The organism is Paenibacillus sp. J22R56, assembly GCF_056269375.1.
In genome coordinates this window covers 268310-291427 of sequence record NZ_JBWDNV010000010.1, presented here as the reverse complement: position 1 = coordinate 291427, position 23118 = coordinate 268310, and the positions used below count along the sequence as shown (strand labels likewise).

Annotated in this window: 20 protein-coding genes; 10 read left to right on the top strand and 10 right to left on the bottom strand. The window is 46.7% G+C overall.

Going from position 1 to position 23118, the window contains the following annotated elements; genetic code table 11:
* The first annotated feature begins 126 nt into the window (after nt 1-126).
* The 4 genes from AC0YNT_RS24185 to AC0YNT_RS24170 all read left to right on the top strand — a co-directional run bounded on the left by AC0YNT_RS24185 (nt 127) and on the right by AC0YNT_RS24170 (nt 6170).
* The gene (locus AC0YNT_RS24185) at nt 127-1095 is read left to right on the top strand and encodes a Gfo/Idh/MocA family protein (protein WP_475806902.1); all 969 of its coding nucleotides are present in this window, start codon (nt 127-129) and stop codon (nt 1093-1095) included.
* Nucleotides 1096-1330: 235 nt separating this feature from the next.
* Nucleotides 1331-2554, top strand: a complete 1224-nt coding sequence (locus AC0YNT_RS24180) for an enolase C-terminal domain-like protein (protein WP_475806901.1) — start codon at nt 1331-1333, stop codon at nt 2552-2554.
* A gap of 28 nt (nt 2555-2582) precedes the next feature.
* A complete protein-coding gene (locus AC0YNT_RS24175; protein ID WP_475806900.1) occupies nt 2583-3422 on the top strand; it encodes an NAD-dependent epimerase/dehydratase family protein in 840 nt (279 codons plus the stop codon).
* A 147-nt stretch (nt 3423-3569) separates the two neighbouring features.
* Nucleotides 3570-6170, top strand: coding sequence for a GH116 family glycosyl-hydrolase (locus AC0YNT_RS24170; RefSeq protein ID WP_475806899.1), 2601 nt, complete (start codon nt 3570-3572; stop codon nt 6168-6170).
* 55 nt (nt 6171-6225) lie between these two features.
* Here AC0YNT_RS24170 and AC0YNT_RS24165 read toward each other — a convergent pair whose 3' ends face one another.
* The 5 genes from AC0YNT_RS24165 to AC0YNT_RS24145 all read right to left on the bottom strand — a co-directional run bounded on the left by AC0YNT_RS24165 (nt 6226) and on the right by AC0YNT_RS24145 (nt 11909).
* Nucleotides 6226-7095: a carbohydrate ABC transporter permease gene (locus AC0YNT_RS24165; RefSeq protein ID WP_475806898.1), complete on the bottom strand. Its 870-nt coding sequence runs from the start codon at nt 7093-7095 to the stop codon at nt 6226-6228.
* Nucleotides 7089-8054, bottom strand: coding sequence for an ABC transporter permease (locus tag AC0YNT_RS24160; protein WP_475806897.1), 966 nt, complete (start codon nt 8052-8054; stop codon nt 7089-7091). The genes AC0YNT_RS24165 and AC0YNT_RS24160 overlap by 7 nt, the downstream gene beginning before the upstream one ends.
* Nucleotides 8055-8072: 18 nt before the next feature.
* On the bottom strand, nt 8073-9668 hold the full coding sequence (locus AC0YNT_RS24155) for an extracellular solute-binding protein (protein ID WP_475806977.1): 1596 nt from the start codon (nt 9666-9668) through the stop codon (nt 8073-8075).
* 108 nt (nt 9669-9776) lie between these two features.
* Nucleotides 9777-10637, bottom strand: coding sequence for an AraC family transcriptional regulator (locus tag AC0YNT_RS24150; RefSeq protein ID WP_475806896.1), 861 nt, complete (start codon nt 10635-10637; stop codon nt 9777-9779).
* A gap of 123 nt (nt 10638-10760) precedes the next feature.
* Entirely contained in the window at nt 10761-11909 is a 1149-nt protein-coding gene (locus AC0YNT_RS24145; RefSeq protein ID WP_475806895.1) for a family 8 glycosyl hydrolase, read from the bottom strand.
* 455 nt (nt 11910-12364) lie between these two features.
* On the opposite strand from AC0YNT_RS24145, the gene AC0YNT_RS24140 reads away from it, so the two are divergent.
* The 5 genes from AC0YNT_RS24140 to AC0YNT_RS24120 are packed head-to-tail and all read left to right on the top strand — an operon-like array spanning nt 12365 to nt 18188.
* A complete protein-coding gene (locus AC0YNT_RS24140) occupies nt 12365-13636 on the top strand; it encodes a sugar ABC transporter substrate-binding protein (RefSeq protein WP_475806894.1) in 1272 nt (423 codons plus the stop codon).
* Nucleotides 13637-13692: 56 nt separating this feature from the next.
* Entirely contained in the window at nt 13693-14583 is an 891-nt protein-coding gene (locus AC0YNT_RS24135; protein WP_475806893.1) for a carbohydrate ABC transporter permease, read from the top strand.
* Nucleotides 14583-15410: a carbohydrate ABC transporter permease gene (locus AC0YNT_RS24130; protein WP_475806892.1), complete on the top strand. Its 828-nt coding sequence runs from the start codon at nt 14583-14585 to the stop codon at nt 15408-15410. The genes AC0YNT_RS24135 and AC0YNT_RS24130 overlap by 1 nt, the downstream gene beginning before the upstream one ends.
* A gap of 54 nt (nt 15411-15464) precedes the next feature.
* Nucleotides 15465-16985, top strand: a complete 1521-nt coding sequence (locus AC0YNT_RS24125; RefSeq protein ID WP_475806891.1) for a glycoside hydrolase family 3 N-terminal domain-containing protein — start codon at nt 15465-15467, stop codon at nt 16983-16985.
* A 12-nt stretch (nt 16986-16997) separates the two neighbouring features.
* Entirely contained in the window at nt 16998-18188 is a 1191-nt protein-coding gene (locus AC0YNT_RS24120; RefSeq protein ID WP_475806890.1) for an ROK family transcriptional regulator, read from the top strand.
* Between the two features lie 68 nt (nt 18189-18256).
* On the opposite strand, the gene hxlB is transcribed toward AC0YNT_RS24120, so the two are convergent.
* The 3 genes from hxlB to AC0YNT_RS24105 all read right to left on the bottom strand — a co-directional run bounded on the left by hxlB (nt 18257) and on the right by AC0YNT_RS24105 (nt 20020).
* A complete protein-coding gene (gene hxlB / locus AC0YNT_RS24115) occupies nt 18257-18808 on the bottom strand; it encodes a 6-phospho-3-hexuloisomerase (protein ID WP_475806889.1) in 552 nt (183 codons plus the stop codon).
* A gap of 4 nt (nt 18809-18812) precedes the next feature.
* Complete coding sequence (hxlA, locus tag AC0YNT_RS24110) at nt 18813-19445, bottom strand: 3-hexulose-6-phosphate synthase (protein WP_475806888.1); 633 nt, start codon at nt 19443-19445, stop codon at nt 18813-18815.
* Nucleotides 19446-19624: 179 nt separating this feature from the next.
* Nucleotides 19625-20020, bottom strand: a complete 396-nt coding sequence (locus AC0YNT_RS24105) for a winged helix-turn-helix transcriptional regulator (protein WP_167281921.1) — start codon at nt 20018-20020, stop codon at nt 19625-19627.
* A 149-nt stretch (nt 20021-20169) separates the two neighbouring features.
* Here AC0YNT_RS24105 and AC0YNT_RS24100 point away from each other — a divergent pair, with 149 nt between their 5' ends.
* Nucleotides 20170-21657 (top strand): methyl-accepting chemotaxis protein, encoded by a 1488-nt coding sequence (locus AC0YNT_RS24100; protein ID WP_475806887.1) that lies wholly within the window; start codon nt 20170-20172, stop codon nt 21655-21657.
* A 62-nt stretch (nt 21658-21719) separates the two neighbouring features.
* On the opposite strand, the gene AC0YNT_RS24095 is transcribed toward AC0YNT_RS24100, so the two are convergent.
* Both AC0YNT_RS24095 and AC0YNT_RS24090 read right to left on the bottom strand, forming a co-directional pair.
* Nucleotides 21720-21941, bottom strand: coding sequence for a hypothetical protein (locus tag AC0YNT_RS24095; RefSeq protein ID WP_475806886.1), 222 nt, complete (start codon nt 21939-21941; stop codon nt 21720-21722).
* Between the two features lies 1 nt (nt 21942).
* Entirely contained in the window at nt 21943-23112 is a 1170-nt protein-coding gene (locus AC0YNT_RS24090; protein ID WP_475806885.1) for a Ger(x)C family spore germination protein, read from the bottom strand.
* Nucleotides 23113-23118: the final 6 nt, after the last annotated feature.

Here is a 23118-nt window from a genome sequence, read left to right as displayed (position 1 = left end):
TAATGATTTTCTTTACGCTTTATCGCTTTAAAGAACTTAAACTTTCCGATGTGGTAAGAAAGACAAGTAAGCGCTTACTAGACTGCAGACACAGGCATGGCTATTAATGTTGGGAGGCTGTATGTGATGAGTACAATTCGGATTGGATTTATTGGCACGGGAGGTATTGCCGGCTGGCATGCGAAACAACTGCTGGAGCTCCCTGAGGTTCAAATTACGGCGCTTGCGGATACAAGCGAAAGCAATCGCCTTGCTTTTGTAGAAAAATTTGGTTTGCAGGATGCCAGGTTGTTTTCCGAATATGAGGATATGTTGGAAGAAGGGGAGCTTGACGCGGTTGTCATCTGTTCGCCGCATACGCTTCACTTCAGACAAGCCTATGATGTATTGGATCATAATTTGCATGTCCTGATTGAGAAGCCGATGACCTGCTCATCGGAGGAAGCTGAGCAGCTGATTCAGAAGGCCAAGCAGACGGAGAAAGTGATGCAGGTATCGTACCAGCGGCATTTTCAGCCAGAGTTTTTGTACATCCGGGATGCGATTCAAAGTGGAGTAATCGGGAAGGTTACTTCCGTAACGGCATCGCTTTTCCAAGAGTGGTACCAGCTTACAACTGATACTTGGCGGCAGATTCCGTCGTTATCCGGCGGCGGGTTCCTAATGGATTCGGGAAGCCATATTATCGACGTGCTGCTATGGACAACTGGACTGACTCCTGAGGACGTTCAATCGCGGATTAATAGCCATGGCGCGCCGGTTGAGATTGATTCCTTTACTTCGATCAAGTTTGAGGAAGGTGCTATCGCTAGTTTGAACTTCGTTGGGTATGCACCTGGCTGGCATGAGACGTTTGCATTCTGCGGAGAGGAAGGCGGGATCTTCTACGACAATGGTAATATCACACTCCGTCGTATGGGCGAGGAAACCATCGTGCCAGAGCTGCCCGAACCCGTCACCAATCAAGATAAAAGCTTCATCGACGCCATCCTCGGCCGTCATGAAGTACTCGTTCCTGGCGAATTCGCACTCAAAGTGGTGCGCCTCAGCGAGATGATCTATCAAGCAGCTGGCTACGAGCCGCTGAAGAGATAACAGAAAAGGGCTGGAGCAAAGGTCGTTAACAGACCTTTGCTCCAGCCTATTTTTCATGTTTGTCTGGACTCTAGATCTAGCAAGCTCATATCTACTCTAGCGCAACGATAAGCACGTAAACATAGCTGGAGCGAAAGAAGCCAATATTGCGACAGAAAGTTTAAAGATGTCTTATTTAGCATGCCTGTGAACGGGCTTAGAATGGTAGGAAGCACGACAAGAGGAGGACAATAGGATGGCAAAAATTACAGGAATCAAATGTATTCGTACCCGCAAAAACGGGACTTGGACCATCGTTAAAGTTATGACTGACCAGGATGGACTATATGGGCTTGGATCTGCATCGGATGTGTATAACCCGGAAGCGGTCGTGCAGATTATTGAGCAATTGCTTGCCCCTCTGTTAATCGGCAAAGAGGCCGCCAATATAGAGGATTTGTGGCAGACGATGTATATGAGTGGATATTGGAGAAACGGAGCTTTGCTTCATACGGCAATTGGCGGTATTGATATGGCGCTGTGGGATATAAAAGGAAAAGAAGCCGGCCTGCCGGTCTATCAGCTGCTTGGCGGTGCCTGTCGTGCAGCGATTCCATGCTATGGACATGCGGGCGGGAAGGATATTGGCGAGCTGAAGGAGGATGTACACAAGTTCATCGAAGAGGGGTACTCTGTGATCCGTGTTCAAATGGGCGGCTACGGAGGCGGCGGTTTTATCGATCGGGATAAGGCGAATCTTCCTCAGCAGGCATGGGGCAGCGGGCCAGTGTTTGATGAGCAGTCTTATTTGAATGCGATACCAAATATGTTCGAGCAGCTAAGGAATGAATTTGGGATGAACATTCAGTTTACCCATGATGTGCATGAGCATCTATCACCGGTTAACGCCATACAGCTGGCCAAGCGGGTTGAGCCGTATAGTCTGTTCTTCCTTGAGGATGCGTTAGCACCAGAACAGATCGGATGGTATCGCCATTTGCGGCAGCAAAGTGCAACACCTCAAGCTGTCGGCGAGTTATTCGTAAATCCGCAGGAATGGACACAACTGATCAAGGAGCAGTTGATTGATTTTATCCGCGTACGTGTCTCGAAGGCAGGAGGGATAAGTGCGTGTCGCAAAATTGCTGCGTTAGGAGAAGCGTTTGGCGTTCGGACTGCCTGGCAGGAAGGCGGGGAAAATGACCCTGTCAACCAAGCGGCGGCTGTGCACCTCGATATGGCTATTTGGAACTTTGGTATTCAGGAAGTGAACCATTTCCGGCCGGAGGAGCAGGATGCTTTTGCGGGGCACATTGAACGGAAAGGCGGTTATCTGTATCCGTCACAAAAGCCAGGACTTGGCATTGAACTAGATGAGCTGAAAGCGCAGCAGCTGCTTGGAGAAGGGTGGAGCCGATCGGTTTATTTTAACCCCTATCAGCTTGATCGCAAGGCAGATGGTACGTTGGTTCGCCCATAACAATATTGGACAATAGGAGTGTAATCACATGAAGACAATTGTAGTGACAGGCGGCAGCGGTAAGCTGGGTATGGCACTTATTAAGGAGCTCCTGCAAGAGGGTTATACGGTTACCTCGCTTGATACACAGCGTTCGAATGAATTAAAGTGCAGGCAGATCAAAGTGGATCTAAATGATTTCGGGCAGGTCGTATCTGCGCTTCACGGGGCTGACGCAGTTATCCATTTGGCAGCCATTCCAGCTCCGCTTGGTTACACGTACCCGTATATTTTCGCTAATAATGTAGTGTCCAGCTATCATATTCTCGAGGCAGCATCGCTTCTTGGCATTCGTAAAGTAGTAGTTGGCTCCAGCGAATCCTCCTATGGCTTTGCTTGGGCGCCAACACCCTTCTCGCCGGATTATCTGCCAGTCGATGAAGAGCATCCGCAGCAGCCACAGGAGTGTTACGGGTTATCTAAAGTTGTGAACGAACTTACCGCTTCCATGTTCGATCGGCGCAATGGGATGCAGATTATCTCACTCCGTTTCTCCATGATTACAAAGCCGGAGGACTACAAGCATCTTTCCATCCGCAAACCAGAAGCTTTTAAAAATATTTTCTGGAGCTATATCGATATCCGGGATGCCGTCAGTGCATGCATTGCTTCGCTTAAGGTCAAGGATCGTGGGGCGATCTGCCTCAATATTACGAGCAGCGATACGCTTAGTGATCTCAGCACGGAGCAGCTCATTGATCAGTTCTACCCCGATGTGAAGGATTTACGTGACGCCTTCCCGGAACGGACCGCTCTTGTAAGTAACATGGAGGCTCAAAGGGTACTCGGCTGGAAGCCGCAGCATTCTTGGGCGGATACAATAAATTAAACATAAGCCAGGGCTTCTCAAGCAGAGGTCCTGGCTTCATTGTTTTACTCTCGTTTGTAAGGTTTTTCTAATTGGCAGAGCCTATTATAATAGAATCATTAGCAGCTTTCTCTTCGTACTTCATTGGATTGTGAGAGGAGTTTCGATATGGAAAAGGTGTATAAAGGTGCAAAAACGAGAGAAATCTCCTTCCCCCTTGGTGGGATTGGCAGCGGCAGCATCGGGCTTTCCGGCAATGGAAGGCTGATTGATTGGGAGATTTTTAATCGGCCGAATAAAAAGAGCTTTAATGGTTTTAGTCATTTTGCTATTAAGGCAGAGCAAGAGGATCGTCTATTAGACGCCAGGATTCTAAATGGGGACTTGCAGGCACCTTACATAGGAGAGCACATCAGGGGAGGCCCGTGGTACAGCGGATATGGCTTTGGACCAGAAAGCCAGACGATGGCTGGCATGCCGCATTTTAGAGAGACCGAGTTCAGGGGAGAATTTCCTTTGGCTGGAATGACGTTCGCAGACCCTTCGTTTCCCGGACGGGTGGAGCTGCTGGCCTTTAATCCCTTTATCCCACTTAATGATCGGGATTCGAGTATTCCTGCTGCTTTCTTCGAATGGGAGATCGAAAATAGCAGCGAGGAATCTATCACCTATACGATCGGTTTGTCGGTAGGGAACCCGATTCCTACGGAGAGGGTCATCCATCGATATGAAGAATCGGTGAGTGAGACGGGTCACAAAATACATACGCTGGGACTTTCCTCCAAGCAGTACGACGAGGATCATCCGCATTATGGCGATATATGTATCGCTACGGATGCGGCTAAAGTCAGCCATCAAGATTTCTGGTATCGCGGCGGATGGTGCGATGCGCTGGAGATGTATTGGCATGATTTTGCAAAGCCCGGACCACTGAAGAATAGAACATATACCGAAGAGATGCCGCCTAGCGAGAGACATAAGGATACGGCTACACTTGCTTCACATTTTACCCTGAATCCTGGCGAGAAGGGGAAGTTCAGGTTTACGATCAGCTGGAGCTTCCCGAATATGGTTAATTTTTGGAATCCGCAAGTGGCCGGTTCTAACAGCTGGAAACATTACTATGCTTCGTTATTCGAAAATGCTGAGGCAAGCGGAAAATATGCGTTAGAGCACTGGGATCGCCTCCTTGCAGAAACAATAACCTTTAAAGAGGCCCTGTTTTCTTCCACTATACCCGAGGTCGTCAAGGAAGCGGTGTCCGCTAATTTATCCGTGCTAAAGTCAGCGACCTGCTTACGTTTGACGGATGGCTCCTTCTATGGCTTCGAGGGAGTGACGGAAGATACCGGCTCCTGTGAAGGCTCCTGTACACATGTGTGGAACTACGCCTATGCGCTGCCGTTCCTATTTCCAAAGCTGGAAAGAAGCATGCGTGATCTCGATTTTCGCTATAACAGCCGCCCGGATGGGCGTATGACATTTAGACTCATGCTGCCCGTCGGCCGGGAGCAACAGCATTATCATGCTTGCGCGGATGGTCAATTTGGGGGCGTTATTAAAGCTTATCGGGATTGGAAAATATCCGGCAATACAGAGTGGTTAGTTTCGAATTGGCCTGCGATAAAGGGCTCCATTGAATATGCGTGGGCAGATACGAACGTTGATCAATGGGACCCTTTAAAAAAAGGGGTTTTGGAGGGGAGACAGCACCATACCCTTGACATGGAGCTTTATGGGCCTAACTCCTGGTTGACTGGATTTTATCTCGCTGCACTGAAGGCGGGTTCTGAGATGGCTTCCTTCTTAGGCGAATCAGACACAGCCGAAAACTATCAAGGAATTTTTAATAAGGGAAAAGAATGGGTAGATCAGCATCTGTTTTACGGTTCGTATTATGCACAGAGTGTGGATTTGTCCGATCAAACGATCCTTACGCAATTCGGGAGCGACGCAGTACAAGGCTATTGGAATGAAGAGCTGGAGGAAATCAAATACCAGATTGCAGATGGCTGTGTGATCGATCAGGTTATTGCTCAGTGGCATGCCAATTTATGCGGATTGGGAGAGATTTTCGATAAAGCTCAAACCCGCACGGCACTGCAATCGTTATATCGGTATAATTTTAAATCAAGCATGAGAAATGAAGCTAACACCTGGCGTTTATATTCCCTAAATGATGAAGCAGGTCTCATCATTTGTACATGGCCGGAGGGAACCAGCAAGCCTTCGATCCCGCTGACCTATAATTCGGAGACGATGACAGGCTTTGAATATCAAGCGGCTTCGCACATGATTCAAGAGGGTCTTGTTGAGGAGGGTCTTTCCATTGTAGCAGCGATTCGAGATCGTTACGATGGGGAGAAACGTAATCCTTGGAATGAGATCGAATGCGGCAGCAACTATGCGCGGTCTATGGCGAGCTACTCCTTACTCCATGCTTTTAGCGGATTTGAATTCGATGTGGTCCAAGGGATGATCGGCTTTCAACCCGTTCAAATGATGGAGGGCGAGTATCGGACCCTATGGTCGCTTGACCAGGGCTGGGGCATATTCGAGATGACAGCAGACAAGGTGAGCGTAAAGGTATTAGCTGGCAAGCTGAAACTGAAAATGCTTAAGCTAACAGCATCCGAAATTAACAAGGTCAATCACATTCATATCGGCGATGATGAGATAGGCTTTAGTATCACTGAAAATACCGTACATTTTCAGAGCAAAGTGATTCTGCAAGCGCAGCAGTCTGTCGTACTGAACTTACTTCATTAAGCGAATAAAAAGCCCTGATCATCAAGAATCCTTGATGGATCAGGGCTTTCGTCTATTATCCTTTAATTGAACCAATCATAACACCTTTAACAAAATGCCTCTGCACAAAAGGATACATAATCCAGACAGGCAGGCTGGAGACGATAATAATCGCATATTTGATACTCTCGGCCAGCAGAATCTTATCTTCCAGACCGACAGTTCCATCCGCAGCAGCAGATTGGCTGAACATTAATATTTCTCGTAAAACAAGCTGAAGCGGGTAATGTGACTCGTCACGCATATAAATAAGTGCGTTAAAAAAGGAATTCCAATGAGCTACCGCATAGAACAAAATCATAACAGCCAGAATTGGTTTTGACAGCGGCAAAATAATATTCAGCAGCAGCCGCCAATTCGAGCAGCCATCCATATGGGCTGCCTCCTGAATCTCCCAAGGAATACTCGATTGAAAATAAGTTCTCATCACGATCAGATTGTAGGTAGAGATCGCACCGGGAACGATAAGCGACCACATCGTATCGACCATCCCCAAATCCTTGACCAGCAAATAAGTTGGGATAAGGCCGCCGCTGAAAAACATCGTAAGTGTAATGAACAGCATCAATATTTTTCGTCCAGGAAGATCAGGCCTCGACAGCGGATAGGCAGCCAAGATGGTCATAATGATATTAATAATGGTGCCAACTACCGTATACACGATTGTATTCCGATATCCGAGCCACACTTCCTTGTTATGAAAAATTTCCGTATAAGCCTCAGCCGTAACGCTCTTTGGCAGAAGCCATACTTCGCCGCCGAGCACCTTCGCTGGATCACTGAATGAAGCGCTGACCACAAACAGCAGAGGATAAAGCACAATGCCTATAATAACTGCGGCTAATGCATAGATGACTATGTTAAATAACTGCTCGCCCCTTACCATAAGCTTGTCTCCGAAAGCTTGCGAGCAAAACGATTGACTACCAGCAACAGCACCAGATTAATGACGGAATTAAATAGTCCAATCGCGGCCGTATAGCTGTACTCCCCTTTGAGAATACCCGTTGTATAGACAAAAGTAGAGATGACATCACTTTTTTCAATATTTAAGCTGTTTTGCATGAGCAGCACCTTCTCAAAGCCAATATTCATGAAATGGCCGATATCAAGAATAAGCAAAATCACAATGACCGGAACGATGCCAGGCAAGGAAATATGCCAAATGCGCCGCAGCCGGGAAGCACCGTCCATCTTCGCCGCCTCATACAGCTGAGGGTTGATGCCGACCAGGGCTGCAATATACATGATGGATTGCCAGCCCATGTTCTGCCAAATGTTTGAGCTGATAAAGATAGGTTTGAACCATGAGGCTTCCTCAAGAAATCGGATTGGCGTGCCTCCAAAAGTCTCGATCAGCCCATTGACGGGACCACTCTTGGGAGACAGCAGCAATTGTAGCATGCCGACGATAACAACAACCGAAATAAAATGTGGAAGGTACGTAATATTTTGAAGCCATTTGCTGAAGCCTTTGCTTGGCAGCTCTTGAATGATGAGTGCCAGTAATATCGGTATCGGAAAGGCAATCAGCAGCGAAAATAGATTAATAGAAACGGTATTCCACAGCAGTCTCCAGAAATAATACGAATCAAAAAAACGCGTAAAATGCTCAAAACCTACCCAGCTGCTGCCTGCAATTCCCTTTGCCGGGTTGAAGTCTTTAAAGGCGATTTGGAGCCCATATAATGGTCCATATTGAAAAATGAGATACCAGACGATAGGCAGAAGAAGCATCAAGTAAAGGTCATATCGTCTGGCAATCTGTTTAAACAGCCGGGAGCCGCGTATGACACGGCTGCGGGAAGAAACGATGGTTGGATTTTTAGTCTGCGCCGCATTCATAAGCGCCCTCCTCGGTCATTACTTGATTTTATCAAAAGCATCCTGGTACAGCTTCTCGAGTTCGTCGATTTTCAGCTTCTTCAAAGTAGCCTGGAAATCATCCCATTTATCAAAGCTGAGTGCACCAGTAATGAATTTGGAACTTTGCTCTTCGTAATACTTATCGATGTCGTTGCGAAGTACATCCACTTTCTTAGCCGTTACCTCATCAAACATTGGAGATGCGTAGCGGACCTTTGGCATGTACGGATCGAGCTTCGTTTGAGCCTCTTGTACTTGAGGCGGATTAATAAAGGAAGCTACCTTCTCACTAATTAAGTGAGGAGCTCCACCACCGGCATAAGGTGTGATTTTCCCCTGGTTTCCTGTGTTCAAAAACTCCTCCGTATAATACGGAATGCCGTCCTTCAGCTCGTAATGTTCTCCTTTTCTTCCGAATCGGAGCAGAGTCGAGCCTTCCTCGCCGTAGAAGTAATCAATCCAGCGTATAGTAGCTTCCGGATACTTGTTGACAGATGTGATGGCAAATGATCCTAGATCCCGCGGAACAGACGCGCCTTGACTTTGTAGACGATCGCCATGCGGACCTTCGAGCGGAGCAATTCCTGTATATTGTTCCTGGATAGGCAGGAATGAATTATTCGTTTGATCAAAGAAGAAGCCAAGGTTTCCTGACCCTTGCTTCGCAAGGTATTGTGCTTCCGTTTGTGAGAATACTTCAGGATCCAGCAGCTTCTCACTGTAAAGCTTGTTCAAATACTGGAGCAGCTCCTTGTTACGGTCATTGCCCATCCAGATGTCGACTTTGTCATTATCCAGATTAATGTTATAGCCTAGCTGAGAATCAAGGCCAAAAGAGCCGCTCATCATAGAGAGAATAGGCAGCCCTAGACCAACGCCGCTGCTTGCGCGTGCAGTCATCGGAATTTCATCCTGCTTGCCATTGCCGTTTGGATCCTGATCGCGGAAGGCAACCAGCACCTTATACAGATCTTCTGTTGTTTGCGGTTCTTGTAAATTCAGCTTTTTCAGCCATGCTTGATTAATCCACTTCTTGTCCGTCCGCGCAGCACTTAAGGTAACGACGGTTGGGAGTGCGTAAATATGGCCTTCCGGAGTGGTGATAGCTGGTGCAATTTCAGGGTATTGCTCCATCAGTTTTTTGAAGTTTGGTGCATATTTGTCAATCAGGTTCTCGATCGGGATTAATTGACCAGCCGATCCGTAACGGATCGTTTCGAGAGAGGTAAGAGCCGAGCGGAACAAGGCATCTGGAAGCTCGTTGGCTGCGAACAGCAAATTCTTTTTCTCCTGGAAGCCGTCCGTAGGTACTTCGGTGAAATCCACCTGGATGTTGCTGAGTTTGGAGTAATCCTGAAACACAGGCATGTCTTTGAAAGGACCATTTACTGGAGCGATACGCGAAAACATCTTCAGCTTGATAGGTTCTTGTACAATCGGAAAACCACTAGCATTAACCGCATTCGCGGATGCCTCGTCAGCCTTGTTATTCGTATTCGTGTTACTACTGTCCTTACTAGAGCTGCATCCTGCAAGTGTCAGACCAAGTGCGATCATCGCGGACACGGTTAGTTTACTTCGATGGTTATTCATCATTACAACATTCTCCTTTAAAACAAAGTATTCAAAGCCATATAGTTGGTTTTATGGGCTGGATTTAGCATAAATTAAGCGGCAGCAAATAGAAATGACATTTCGTTGTCATCGATTTAACATTTTGTTAGGGATGCTGCGGTAATGGGAAGGCGACATCCCATAATAGGTGCAGAAAGCTCGGGAGAAGGTATACAGGTCCGAATATCCTAGCGACAGTGAAATTTCCGTAATGGATAACGTCCGGTTATGCAGCATTTCCTCAGCGCGCTCCATACGCAGCTTTATTAAATACTCGCGAGGACTCATTCCAAAGCTATGTTTAAATCTGCTGGACAGATGAGATCGGTGCATGCCGGTCAACTGAGCGATGTCGGTGACGGTGATGCCCTCAGCATAATGTGTCTCCATATATTGCAGGCAGGCTTTTAACCAATCCTTATCTTTCAGAACTTCTGGAAGCGGGCGCGACAGTAATTCAAACAACTGGTAAAGCTTCATCTGCAGCTGCAAATCTCCATCCTTCTGCGGTGTTTTCATCCGTTCCATACAAGCCCTTAATTGATTGGTGAGCTCGGTCGTGAGCCGGTTGCGCAAATACGGTTTTTGCTCCGTTATTCCAAGTCTCTTCACTAGGAGCTCCGCTTGTGCCCCATTAAAGGCCAGCCAGTGCAATTGCAGCGGGGAATCGGGGTCGTATTGCGTAATCCAATAGCTATGCTTCACGTCGGGGAACAGACAAAACATACTTCCTTTCGTCAGCGTAATTGTCTCTCCCATACTGGACAACGTGACCGCACCATTAAGCACAAAATGAAAGGAAAAGCATTCTATAACCCTCGGCCCAACGCTGTAATTGGCCTTCGCGATATTATGTCCTGTGCGAAGCGGCCAAAGCCCGCCAAGCTTCTCAAATTCATTTGGTGTGTAATAAAAAATGTCCGCAAATTCATGGCCATAATCCTTCATATCTGTTTCACCCCACAAAAAAAAGACATAGCAGTAGTAGCTGCTATGTCTCTAGTTTTCTAGTCGACTATCCCGTTTATTGTAGCATAGAATTCTATCAATTCTACGGATAGAGGAGTGATATTAATAAATCCGGTAGCTGCCGCTTAACGCCAGCAGACTGAAGAAGTAGAGGCAGTTATCGTAATAACGGCGCTCTCCCGTGCGCAGCGGGGTATTCCAGAACAACTGAACGAAATGCTCCGCATCGGGTCCATCTGCTGCTAACGAGGCCATTGCATTCGTCGCAAGCAGTCCTACTGGATGCAGCGCCGGCTCCTCGAACGGCTTGCCGTCAATCGTATAGCGGCGATAATCGTTAACGTCAATGTTGCGGAAAAATTGTTGAATTCGGTTCGACTGCTCCACCTGCCAAGGATCTTGGCGGAACCATGCCCAGTCCAGGCCGATATTGGCTGCTGTGCGGTAAGCGTCGCTGTAGAAATGCCGGAAGTCGCCATGACGCTGAACCTCTGCAGGCGTTCCATCATAATTTGCATACTCAGGTGAAAGCCCGGTCTCGGGATGACACGCAGTATGCAGATAAGCCCGGCTTGCTTTAGCAGCCTCTTTCCAGAATGGCCTGTCCTCTTCATCAGCCCATAGAGCAAACAGATCGTAGAAATGGGGAAGATGATAGGATGGATCACTAAATAATGACTCCGGAACGAACTTAATTAGTTTTGTTGCTGGATCCCACATCGGATCTCCGCCGTTTCCGTCCTCACCTTGATGTACGCATGCCCGCAAGATTCGTCTTGCCTGCTCCGAATAATTGTATGGCTCGGGTCCATCTCCCCAGCGGTTAGCGGCAAAGAAGAGGGCCAATGCGAAAAACTCTTCTCCATCTGGAGCCGGCCCTTGTGAAAGACGAGTACCGTCAGTCTTACAATGCCAAGCGAAATAATCCTTGTAGCGGCCTTCTGTATGCTGCATATAGGTGACGGAGAAATTCCACAGCCGGTCGAAGATCTCCTTATCATTCATTTGAACCGCCATCATCATCCCGTAGGACATGCCCTCAGACCGCACATCTATGTTGCCGGTATCCAGCAAATAACCTTTATCATCACCCATTGAATAATAGATTTGAACCTCTGAATCATTTCCCAGGATATCTGACCACGCCTGCTTCAGTTTCGCTTGTACGGCTTCTTCCGAATACCCAAGCTCCTCAAATAGATTCCGATATTTCCCTGTATAAAAAGCTCCTTTATGTACCTCTGTCTTCATAGAAAAATCCCTCCATTCTGCTGTCTACAGGTCGATCTTAGCACATTCAAAGCCATATAAATTAAAGCGTTTTCATCAAAAAGTATAGATTTGCTGTAGACAAGCGATGAGAAGTTTCTTCACATCACCCGTTGACAGAACTTGGGGAAGTTCATACAATATAAATAAATCCAATGGACAAATTAATTATTTGAGCCATTTCATCAAGAGTAAACACACCTCTTTTACCATTCATCGCAACACATTAGTATCAAACTTCACTGCTTTCCTTTCTCGTACAACTATCCAAGAACTCACACCTACAGCACTCCCGCATCATGACAAACCCGCATCGTCCATACAAAAGCATTCGATCCGATTCTTGCAGGAGGTGAGGCCGACTCGTCCGGTTAACCTGTTTGTCCGTAAGTCTTAGTCATGTTTCTATTTTTTATTTCTAAGAGGGGGTTAGGGGAATGCGGAAATCTTTATTAGCTTTAACGGCAAGTGCTTTAATGCTTGTAACCGCAGCGTGCGGTAATAGTAACAATGAGGCGGAAACATCGGGTAATGGAGACAAGCCAGCTCAGACGAAGACGATTAAGTTCTGGCAGTTCATGGGCACGATGGACGACAGCTCCGATATTAATATCGCACCGATTATTAAAGAATTCGAAGACTCGCATCCTGGTATAAAGGTCGATGTGCAGCAGCTGGCCTGGGATAACGGCTTGGATAAAATAACGACATCTTTTGGCGCTAATGAAGCACCTGATGTGGTCGAGCTCGGCAATACATGGGTAACACAATTCGCTACGCAAGGCGCGCTGCTTGATGTAACGGATCATATCGCGGATGTTAAGGACCAGTACATAGGCTGGGACAGTGTCATGATTGATTCGAAATATTACGGAGTACCTTGGCTGCTTGGCACCCGGTCCCTTTTCTACAACAAGGAGTTGTTTGAGCAGGCAGGTCTTGATCCAAACAGTCCGCCAAAAACTTGGGATGAGTTGAAGAGCGCAGCCGAGACGATTACGTCGAAGACGAAAACAAAGGGGTTTGGTATTGCAGCAGGTGAAGCGGAGACGCCTTGGACCGAGTTCTCGATCTTCCTCTGGAGCAACGGCGGCGATTTCCTGAATAATGACCATACGGCAAGTGCACTTAGCGATCCGGCTGCCGTAGGTGCCATGGACTATTATAATGAGCTCTCCAAATCTTCCTTGGTTGCACAAGATGCCATAATCGGGCAGGAATTTGCCGCTGGTAATGTTGGGATGTTTATATCCGGGGCATGGAATCTGCGCAGCCTTCCACAAAATGCGCCTGATCTGAAATGGGGCGTAGCCGAAATTCCTGCCAATGCAAACGGCACGTCAGCTACATTTGGAGGTGGTGAGATCTTAAGCATCTCGGCGAAATCCAAATATCCGGACGAAGCTTATGAGCTGGTACAGTTTATGACGTCCAAAGCAAATGCGATGAAGATTACGGAGAGTGCGAAGTCGGTCTTCCCGCCGTACCCAGGTATGGAAAGTGATCCGTTCTTCGCCGACAAGCCGGAGCTCACCGTATTTGCGAAGCAGCTTCCGAATGCAAAGAACCCGCCAAGTATGAAGGAATGGCAGCCGATATCTGAAGCGGTAACGATGGCCGTGGAGCAGGTGGTCTTGAACAAAACAGCACCAGCCGATGCCATGAAGGAAGCCTCCGATAAAATAAACAGCTTGCTGAGGCCTGAATAGAAATAGGGACAGGTGGGGGATAGCCTCCTCCACCTCCTGCTAATGGAGGAATCAATGTGAAGACGGCCAGCCGAATCAAGCTTAGGCAAAATGCTACCGCGTATTTTTTTCTCTCGCCATGGTTACTTTCCTTCCTTATCTTTGGTTTATTCCCGATTGTCTTCTCTTTTTATCTAAGCTTCACAGATACGGGCATGCTTGATATCAATCCCGTCTGGAAGGGTCTCGATAATTACATTCATGTGCTGAAGGATAAGGATTTCCTGAAGTCGCTGTGGAACACGATCTACTTCGTTATTGTGACGGTTCCCATTACGACAGTCCTTGCGATGATTCTGGCCATAGCGGTGAACAGCCGTATTCCAGGAAAGGTCCTATTCCGAGTCGGTTTTTTCATGCCAACGATTACTTCGGTTGTTGTTGTCTCGATGATGTTCATGCTGCTGTATGCTCCTTCGGGCATTTTGAATGCCATCCTCGATGTCCTTCATCTGCCGAGAGTATCCTGGCTGCTTGATGTAAAGACGGCACTTCCTTCTATTATGGCAATGTCGGTATGGACGGCAGTGGGCTTTTACATGCTGATGTATGTAGCGGCATTGCAGTCGATTCCGAAGGAGTTGTATGAAGCGGCAACGACTGACGGAGCAGGCTTATGGACACAGTTTCGGATGGTAACCTTACCGCATCTGAGGCAGATGAGTATTCTCGTCATTGTGATGAATACGATCAATTCTCTGCAGGTGTTCTCGGAAGTATTTGTCATGACCAAGGGTGGTCCTCTTAACTCGACGAAAACAATTGTACTTTATATGTACAACATCTCATTCTCCAATCTCCAATTAGGCAAAGGCTCGGCAGTTGCGTACCTGTTGATGATCTTTATTCTGTTGGTAACGATGATTCAAATGGGGCTGCTTCGCATAAACAAGGGGGTAGGCGAATAATGGCTTTGAAAAACAATGTCCGGTCCACCATCGTATTTGTTGTTCTGCTTATCCCGCTCGCGCTTATGTTCTTTCCGTATCTGTACATGATTAGCATGTCACTGAAGGGTGACGGTATGCTGATTAAGACGTTAGGCGATATTATCCCGCACAAAATTACGCTTCAGAACTATGTAGATGTTCTAAGCAGCGGTCCGTTCGGAACCTATTTCTTCAATAGTACGCTAGTAGCTGTGCTGGTTGTTGCGGGTAATGTGCTGTTTGGCTCGATGGTTGGCTATGCCTTCGCCAAGATGAGTTTTGTTGGTAAAAACCTGTTGTTCCTTGCCATACTTGCAACGATGATGATTCCTTTCCAGGTGACGCTTATTCCGATCTTCCTGCTAATGAGAGAGCTGGGCTGGATTGATACATACGCCGCCTTAATTGTACCCAGCCTTGTGACGCCAATGGGGATTTTCCTGATGAGACAATACATATCGACCATTCCGACGGAACTGATTCATGCGGCCAAGATTGACGGCTCCTCCGAGTTTGGCGTGTTCTGGCGAATTATTTTCCCTCTGGCAAAGCCTGCCCTTGGAGTTATGATCATCGTGCAATTCCTAGGCTCATGGAACAATTTTATTAATCCGCTAATTCTTACGAACTCGGAAAAAATGAGGACCCTTCCGATTGGTCTTTCTTTGTATAAAGGCTTTAATGCGATAGATTGGGTTCACCTGATGGCTGCCTCCTGCGTTGCAACGCTTCCTGTCGTGGTGATCTTTGTTCTATTCCAGAAGTATATTATTGCGGGGATGACAAGCGGGGCAGTGAAGTCATAGAAAGGTAGGAATTTATGCGTATATTTTCAGTTAAAACTAAAGGAGGAACCAGCTGTGCGGCTTGAGGATAAAGTAGCGGCCATGTGTGTGGTCGGTGTTCCTTCCTATGAAGCGGGACTGCCGTTCCAAGATCGTCTATCCCGTTACAAATACGGCGGTATCGGCTTATTCCCTCATAATATAAAATCGGAACAGCAGACCCGGCTTCTTATCGAAGAGGTAGGGAAGCTGGCTGCAAATCAGCAGCTTCCGGCCCCCTATTTTATTTCGATCGATGAGGAAGCGGGGAGCCTGTCTAATTTTAAATCATTTTATCCGTTTATCCCCGGCAACGGGGCAGTAGGTGTTGGGGATGATCCAGAGACGGCGTTTCTACTTGGTAAATTAATTGGCAGTCAGCTTCATGAACTGGGCATTCCAATGAACTGGGGGCCGGTTCTTGACGTTAATACGAATATCGACAATCCCGTCATAGGTATCCGTTCCTTTGGCTCTGATCCTTATAAGACCGCAGATTTCGGAGAGGCTTATATAAGCGGACTTCATGAGGCAGGGATTGCTGCGACGGCGAAACATTTTCCCGGTCATGGTCAAGTCAGCGGCGATTCCCACTATATGCTCCCGGAATGCATGCTCACCTTAGAAGAACTGAGGCAAGGACCACTTCTTCCATTCGAGGCAGCTATCAAAGCTGGAGTAGATGCCATTATGACGGCGCATCTCGTGTTCCCAAATATTGATGAAGCGGGGGAGCTTCCAGTATCTCTTAATCCGTTCTTTGTGACAAAGCTGCTGAGGGAAGAGTTAAACTTTGAAGGTGTCATTTGCACGGATGATGTAGAGATGGCGGCGATCCGTGATTTTTTCAAGCCTGAAGAGATTGGTGTACTAGCAGTGCTTGCTGGCAATGATAGGATACTAATGTGCCACACAGCAGATTTCCAGGACAGGGTCGTTGCTGGTATTGTGGCAGCCGTTCAGGATGGTCGAATCCCCATGATGCGGATCGATGATTCTTATCGTAGAATTCAACAGTTAACGGCTAAGTTTCAATCCTATCGTGAAGCGGCGCTGCCTTTCACCATGGAACAATGGAAGGATGAAGCCAAGCGGCTCGCCCGCCAGACGATTCATATCATCAATGATTCGCAGCATCTGCTTCCCCTTACAGCGGAACCCCGTTATCTTCTATTACTGCCTGAGCAAGCAAGATTAACCGTGGCGGATACATCTAGCAGCACGGAAATCATCTTAGCCGAAATTCTGCAAAGCTATGGTATTCAGGTGGATAAACGGAATATATCAATGAATCCGGAGTCTAGTGAAATAGCGGAAATATTGGTACAATGTGACTCATACGAATGTCTTATTCAAGGAACGATAAATGCTCATCTGTTCCAAGGCCAGCTGGAGCTGGCAGAGCAGCTTGCTGCGATCAAACCGCTGCTTAATCTTGTATTACGGAATCCGTATGATGCGGCAGTTCTTCCGCAATCAGCGGGTAAAGTATTGATTTGTTCAACTTCTCATTACTCTTTGTTGGCATTTGCAGAGGCAGCCGTAACAAGGAAGTAAGAAGGGATAATTATGCCGTCTATTAAAAAGGGTAATCTACAATTAATGAAAGAGATTAATACCGCGACTATTTTAAATTTACTTCACCGCGGTGACAAATTATCCAGAGCTGAGATTTCTTCCATTACTAGGCTGAGCGCGACAACCGTTTCTGCACTTGTAGAAGAGCTTATAACTGCGGATATGGTTGAAGAAGTAGGCGAGCGTCCGATGGTCGGAGCAGGCCGAAGAGCGATTGCTCTTCAGATTAAAGCACATGGCGGTTATGTCGTTGGGATTTTCTTAAGTAACAGTGCGCTGATCTGTGCAGTCTTTAACTTGCATGGTGATAAGATCGCCGAGTTCAAGACCAAGATCGCTATTGGCAATGACGCCATGATGGAGCAGATTGAAACCGCTCTTACAAGCTGTCTGGAAGATCCGAAGGTGAAAGATTGTGGAAGCATGAAGGGAATTGGTATTGCGGCTCCGGGTATTATAGATGAACGCGGTGAGACAATTATTTATTCCAGCTACCTGAAGCTGTCGCATTTGGCACTTAAAGAACGGTTGTCTTCCTTGTATCCGAATATACCGCTTCAGATTATCAACGACTCGAACGCGGCAGCATTTGCCGAGCAGTACAACGGGATCGGAGAAGATAAGAGTCATTTGCTCTATTTCACTATTAATGAAGGAATCGGGTCCGGACTTATTTTGAATAAGGAGATTTTCTCCGGGTATCTTGGCGCATCTGGTGAGATTGGCCATATTCCGGTTGATCCAGAAGGGCTGATATGCAGCTGTGGCAGAAGGGGCTGTATTGAGACCGTTATTACGATTCCATACATCCTGAAGCGCTGTCAAAGTCTAGCCGAAGTAAACGGGAAGCGTTCGCCTGAGTCGTTCGAGGAGCTGCTGCAGTGTTATAACGTTCATGAAGAGTGGCTGGAACCCGTCTTCGACAAAGTGCTGTATGTCACTACGATCATGGTCGCTTCGGCGGTCAACTTCATAAGTCCCGAGACGATCGTTTTCGAGGGCTGGATGAAAGATTCGTCCAAATTTATGAGCAAGCTGATTGATGAGCTGGTGAAGTTTCCTTTCCCGGTACCATTCTCGCCTGACCGAATCTGTTCCTCCTCTTACCCGGATGACGGCGCACTTTACGGGGCAGCAACTCTAATGCTTCAGAAAATATTTAAAGCAGCTTCCATTGCTTAAACAACAAAACTCGGTATCCATTCCATCCGTTGTATGACGGATGAAGAATACCGAGTTTTTTGCCGTTCTTATTCGAGGTTGGCGTGAATCTTAAACATAGCTGCACCTTGAAGCTCTTTTTTCTCCATCAGGTTCAGCACTACCGTATCCAGCAGCAGAAGCAGGCTTTGCTCGAACAAGCTGCCCATTGGCTGTTTGGAGCTAGCAGACTTGCTTTCTTTCGTAGCAGCTGGAATATGGACGACCGTAGAAGCTAAGGTGCCTAAAGTGGATTCCGGCACAATTGTGATGGCTGCTACTGATGCGCCAATACTGCTTGCTTTGGAAGCCATCGCGGTCAGGCTTTTTGTCTCGCCCGATCCCGATCCAACTAGAAGCAGGTCTCCTTCAGAAATACCTGGTGTTATGGTCTCGCCGACAACATACACACGGAATCCCATGTGCATCAGGCGCATCGCGAAAGCCCGCATCATCAGCCCCGACCGTCCTGCCCCAGCCACAAAAATGTTCTCTGCCACCGAGAGCTGCTCGGCAAGCTGTTCAATCTGATCTGGCTGAATATGCCGAAGCGTCCGCTCTAATTCCTCAATAATGGACGATGTTGAAATGAGCGTACTCATAGTATTACCCCTGTTTGATCAGCTGCTGCATTTGAGCGGCTACTGCTTGTTTGTCCCCAGCACTTGTAATGCCGCCGCCAACAATAACAAGATCAGGCTGTGCACTGATGACTTCAGGCAATGTCTGAAGCTTAATGCCGCCTGCGATTGCTGTTTTTGCCTGTTTTACGACACGTTTGATCGTAGCCAGATCTTCGAACGAGTTTTTACCCTCTGCTTGATGGTCGTAGCCGGAATGTACACAGATATAATCAACGCCAAGGTTGTCGATTTCTACTGCACGTGCAGCAATATCTTTCACATTAATCATGTCGACCATGATTTTTCTGTTTTGCTTCCGTGCTTCTTCCACAGCACCTTTAATAGTGGAATCATCGGATACGCCAAGTACGGTAATAATATCCGCTCCAGCTTCTGAAGCTTTCATTACCTCATAACCGCCTGCATCCATAATTTTCAGATCTGCGAGTACTTTGAGGGAAGGGAATTCTTCCTTGATTTCTTTCACTGCGCGAAGCCCTTCGTTTATAACAACAGGAGTCCCGATTTCCACGATATCGATGAAAGGGGCCACCTCTTTAACTACTTGTATTGCCTCAGGGATGTTTACCAAGTCTAGTGCTAATTGAAGTTCCATATGATGAATCTCTCCTTTAATTTGAATGTTGTTGTTAGGGATGAGTTCATATTAGGACGATACCGAAAATTAAGGAAGTACGCACTTTCAAGTAAGTCGGTATCCTGCAGGAAACTGTAATGAGCAAAAAGGCAGACCCCATGCGGAGTCTGCCCAGTTTGTGAGACTAATCTTTTCATTTATTTTTCTGCTGCTTGAAGGGGAATAGGTTCGGAATCAGAAGTTCTGCCGAGCACCTGCTCGCCATAATGCTTGCCCCAGTTGTACATCAGCTTCAGGATTGGGACTAGACTTTCTCCATATGGAGTCAGCTTATACTCTACCTTAGGGGGAACTACCGGATAAACAGTTCGCTCGACAAGCTGGTCCTCTTCCAACTCACGAAGCTGGTTGGTTAATATTTTTTGCGTGATATGGGGAATGAGCTTCTGCAGCTCGCTGAATCTCTTCGTGCCTTCTATACCCAGATGCCAGAGGATAATAAGCTTCCACTTGCCTCCAATTAACGCGAGGGTCAATTCTTTCTCACAGTTAATTTGATCAACTTCAATTCGGGAGCGGATATCTTTCGCCACAGTCGAACACCTCCATGTTGCTATAGTGTCACAATAGATTACAGGATTATAAGGGCTATGTCCACTTTGTAAAATAGATGTCGAATTATAGCGATTTATGATATTATCAAAATTATTGCCTATATTATGGTAAAAAAGGTGGAGAACTTATGGAGTATATGGAAACCTTGCACCGCCGTAATAAATTACTCGTTAACATTATCTGGGGAATGCTTATTCTGGGTATAGCGGTTGATTTGTTAACAGGGGCGGGAATGGATTCCGTTATCATGTTGTGTATTGTAGGGACAATTACATGCGGCGCGACCACATTGTTCGTCTACAAACACTGGTTAACGACGTACATTATGTATTTTATTTCTGCTATCGTAACGATCCTGACCTTATTATTACTGCTTACTGGTCCGATTATTACAACCTATTTTCTAGTGTATGTGAATCTTGCCATTATGACGCTTTACGGTAATTCCCGGGCTATCGGTTTCTCCGGACTGATGGGTGTCCTTCTAACTATTTATTGTTACATAAGTCCTGACAAAACGGAGATTTTTGGTGATAACGCTCCAACGACAATGTTTATGTATTTGGCTATGGTTGCTGTACCTTTATACGTCTCTACTAGATTCAGCGAACGGCTGCAGCTTAATATTATTAAGCAAGGTGAACAAGCGATGACAGAGAACAATAGGTCGCTTGAGCTGGTTGGTCAAGTCTCTTCATCAGCAGCCCTCCTTAATACGTTTAGTACGAACCTGAAGACGAATATGACAACAACGTGTTCCATCTCCAAAGAAGTAACCTCCGCCTTCACAGAAATCACCTCCAGTATGGAGGCTCAAACCTCCAGCATTACCGATATTAGCGAATCGATCAGCTATATTGAGCAATCCGTTTCCTCACTAGCTGACCGCTCTACCGAAATGAAAGAGATTTCGGCAAGCTCCGCTATGCTGACGAAGGCTGGAAGCGAAGGAACAACGGTACTTGAACAAGAGATGGAGCGGGTTAACGAATCAATTGATTCGTCGGTTCAGCTTATGAATGAATTAGGGGAGCAAAATGCGAGCATTAGCGAGATTGTCGCTACTATCAAGCATATTTCCACGCAGACCAATCTGCTGGCTTTAAATGCAGCTATCGAAGCTGCCCGTGCTGGTGAACATGGCAAAGGCTTTGGTGTTGTATCGCATGAAATCCGTAAGCTGGCGGAAACTTCTCAGCAGTCTACAGAACAGATTGAGCAGATTCTCGAAAGCATCCGTTCGAAGACGATCCGGGCAGCAGAGCAGGTGCTCGAAGGGCAGCAATCGGTTATTGGCAGTACGGCTGCTACCCGTAAAGTAGCTGATGTGATGCGAGCTTTGGCAGCAGACGCCAATAACCTGGAGAGCCATTCGACCGAAGTCGATCATTCAGCTGAGCAGCTGCAAGAGCAATACAGAAGAATAACGGACCAGATCATGACCATTGCTAGTGCAACGGAGCAAAATATGGCGGCTATTCAAGAGATGTCCGCAAGCATGACGACGCAGGACAGCCGCATTATTGAGGTAGTCGAGAGCTTCCTGCAGCTGGACAAGCTGACTTCCGATTTGAATGAAATGACGGAACAGAAGGTTATGCCCAACTTAGCTTAAGTATTAATTCTAGAAAAGCCAATGAAGTAGACAGCTTCATTGGCTTTTTAACTTACGTCTTCTTACCGTTCAGCTAGACTTCTGAATGGCTTGTATAGAAATTCAATTAGGCTGGGCGTCCCGGGCGTATTAGGAATGTCTAGGAAGAGAAAGATCCATAGGACAGCCAGCAGGGAGAAAAATACCGTCTTTTCTTTCGAACCCCATTTCTTGAGTTTCTGCCATTCAAGCCAAATGATCAGGATCGTTCCTATAGTGATTAGGGTAATAAATTGTAGTCTCATTTTACTCCACCTCTTCAAACGACATTCCGCCGGGAGCATTAATTAAGCCTGGTTTTTTAATCTCTGTCTTGACTTCAACTGAAACATTAACCTTCGGAAATTGTTCATCCCATTGATCCTTCATTTTATCCCATTGCTTCGGATATTTTTTTTGAAATTCTCTTGAAAAATGAACGGCATCTGTCTTCACATTGTTCTGCAAATAAAGGACAGCAGCCTGAATTCGGTTCTTAATATCTTCGCGAAATGCCTCATTCATTTTAGCCAACTGTTTCGGCTTCGTAGGATCCATATTCGTATTGTTCTGAATAATACTGCCCTCTGCTTTCACCTTAATGGTCATCGACCAGGTATTCCCTTCAATATGCGGGATCAGATTTGTTTTGGTTTTGACGGGATTTAGGGATACTTGTTTCTGGTCGTCGCCAACATTAAAGGTAACGCTGTAATCCCCCACTTTATTTGACATGAGTAAGATTCCTCTGAGCAGCCTTTCCGGCAGCTCGCCAACCAGCTTACCTTTTGTCAGCACAGCAGCCCCCTTCATATAAGGGATGGTCTGTATGGGTTTATCTGCAAGCTTGGAAGGCGGCAAAATGTAGACCAGGGGGAGAAGATTAATTCCGGAATCCCCTTTCAGATCAATGCTCATTTGCTCCATCGTGACATGCAGTCCGTCATGCAAATTGGATATTTCACGCAGAGCTTCCGATGACGTGCGTTCTATAGGAGGGATCAATTCAAGCGCGTCTGCTGCTTTTCCTTTACTGATCATCATATAGGCTCGTTCACGGGGCTGAGGGTGCCGAATGAGAAAATCAAATTCCTCACGAATACCAGACTTGGCAATCTCCTCACTGAATATGAAAATTTTGCATTGTCCCCAAAACAATCTTCTTGGCATCTTGCGTTGCAGCTTGGACAGGGCATCTGCGATATTGGTTCCTTCAGCCGACCGGGTAGTTGCTTTCGGTCCGTTGCCTCCGCTCCCAACGCTTTGCTGTCCTCCGCCCTGATTTTGCGGAATAATCACTTGTACGGTAACAAGGACCTTATTATTCTCTCCTTTGTCAAAGGTCGTAGCCGAAACAAGCGCAAGATCATTAAGTTCTGTTCGATCCCAGCATCCACCAAGCAATAGCATTGACCCGAAGAGGATTGTACGCATCATGATCCT

Bases quoted from the DNA above. Each gene is read 5' to 3' on its own strand.
- AC0YNT_RS24185 (WP_475806902.1), top strand. From the start codon at position 127: ATGAGTACAATTCGGATTGGATTTATTGGCACGGGAGGTATTGCCGGC.
- AC0YNT_RS24180 (WP_475806901.1), top strand. From the start codon at position 1,331: ATGGCAAAAATTACAGGAATCAAATGTATTCGTACCCGCAAAAACGGG.
- AC0YNT_RS24175 (WP_475806900.1), top strand. From the start codon at position 2,583: ATGAAGACAATTGTAGTGACAGGCGGCAGCGGTAAGCTGGGTATGGCA.
- AC0YNT_RS24170 (WP_475806899.1), top strand. From the start codon at position 3,570: ATGGAAAAGGTGTATAAAGGTGCAAAAACGAGAGAAATCTCCTTCCCC.
- AC0YNT_RS24165 (WP_475806898.1), bottom strand. From the start codon at position 7,095: ATGGTAAGGGGCGAGCAGTTATTTAACATAGTCATCTATGCATTAGCC.
- AC0YNT_RS24160 (WP_475806897.1), bottom strand. From the start codon at position 8,054: ATGAATGCGGCGCAGACTAAAAATCCAACCATCGTTTCTTCCCGCAGC.
- AC0YNT_RS24155 (WP_475806977.1), bottom strand. From the start codon at position 9,668: ATGAATAACCATCGAAGTAAACTAACCGTGTCCGCGATGATCGCACTT.
- AC0YNT_RS24150 (WP_475806896.1), bottom strand. From the start codon at position 10,637: ATGAAGGATTATGGCCATGAATTTGCGGACATTTTTTATTACACACCA.
- AC0YNT_RS24145 (WP_475806895.1), bottom strand. From the start codon at position 11,909: ATGAAGACAGAGGTACATAAAGGAGCTTTTTATACAGGGAAATATCGG.
- AC0YNT_RS24140 (WP_475806894.1), top strand. From the start codon at position 12,365: ATGCGGAAATCTTTATTAGCTTTAACGGCAAGTGCTTTAATGCTTGTA.
- AC0YNT_RS24130 (WP_475806892.1), top strand. From the start codon at position 14,583: ATGGCTTTGAAAAACAATGTCCGGTCCACCATCGTATTTGTTGTTCTG.
- AC0YNT_RS24120 (WP_475806890.1), top strand. From the start codon at position 16,998: ATGCCGTCTATTAAAAAGGGTAATCTACAATTAATGAAAGAGATTAAT.
- hxlB (WP_475806889.1), bottom strand. From the start codon at position 18,808: ATGAGTACGCTCATTTCAACATCGTCCATTATTGAGGAATTAGAGCGG.
- hxlA (WP_475806888.1), bottom strand. From the start codon at position 19,445: ATGGAACTTCAATTAGCACTAGACTTGGTAAACATCCCTGAGGCAATA.
- AC0YNT_RS24100 (WP_475806887.1), top strand. From the start codon at position 20,170: ATGGAGTATATGGAAACCTTGCACCGCCGTAATAAATTACTCGTTAAC.
- AC0YNT_RS24095 (WP_475806886.1), bottom strand. From the start codon at position 21,941: ATGAGACTACAATTTATTACCCTAATCACTATAGGAACGATCCTGATC.
- AC0YNT_RS24090 (WP_475806885.1), bottom strand. From the start codon at position 23,112: ATGATGCGTACAATCCTCTTCGGGTCAATGCTATTGCTTGGTGGATGC.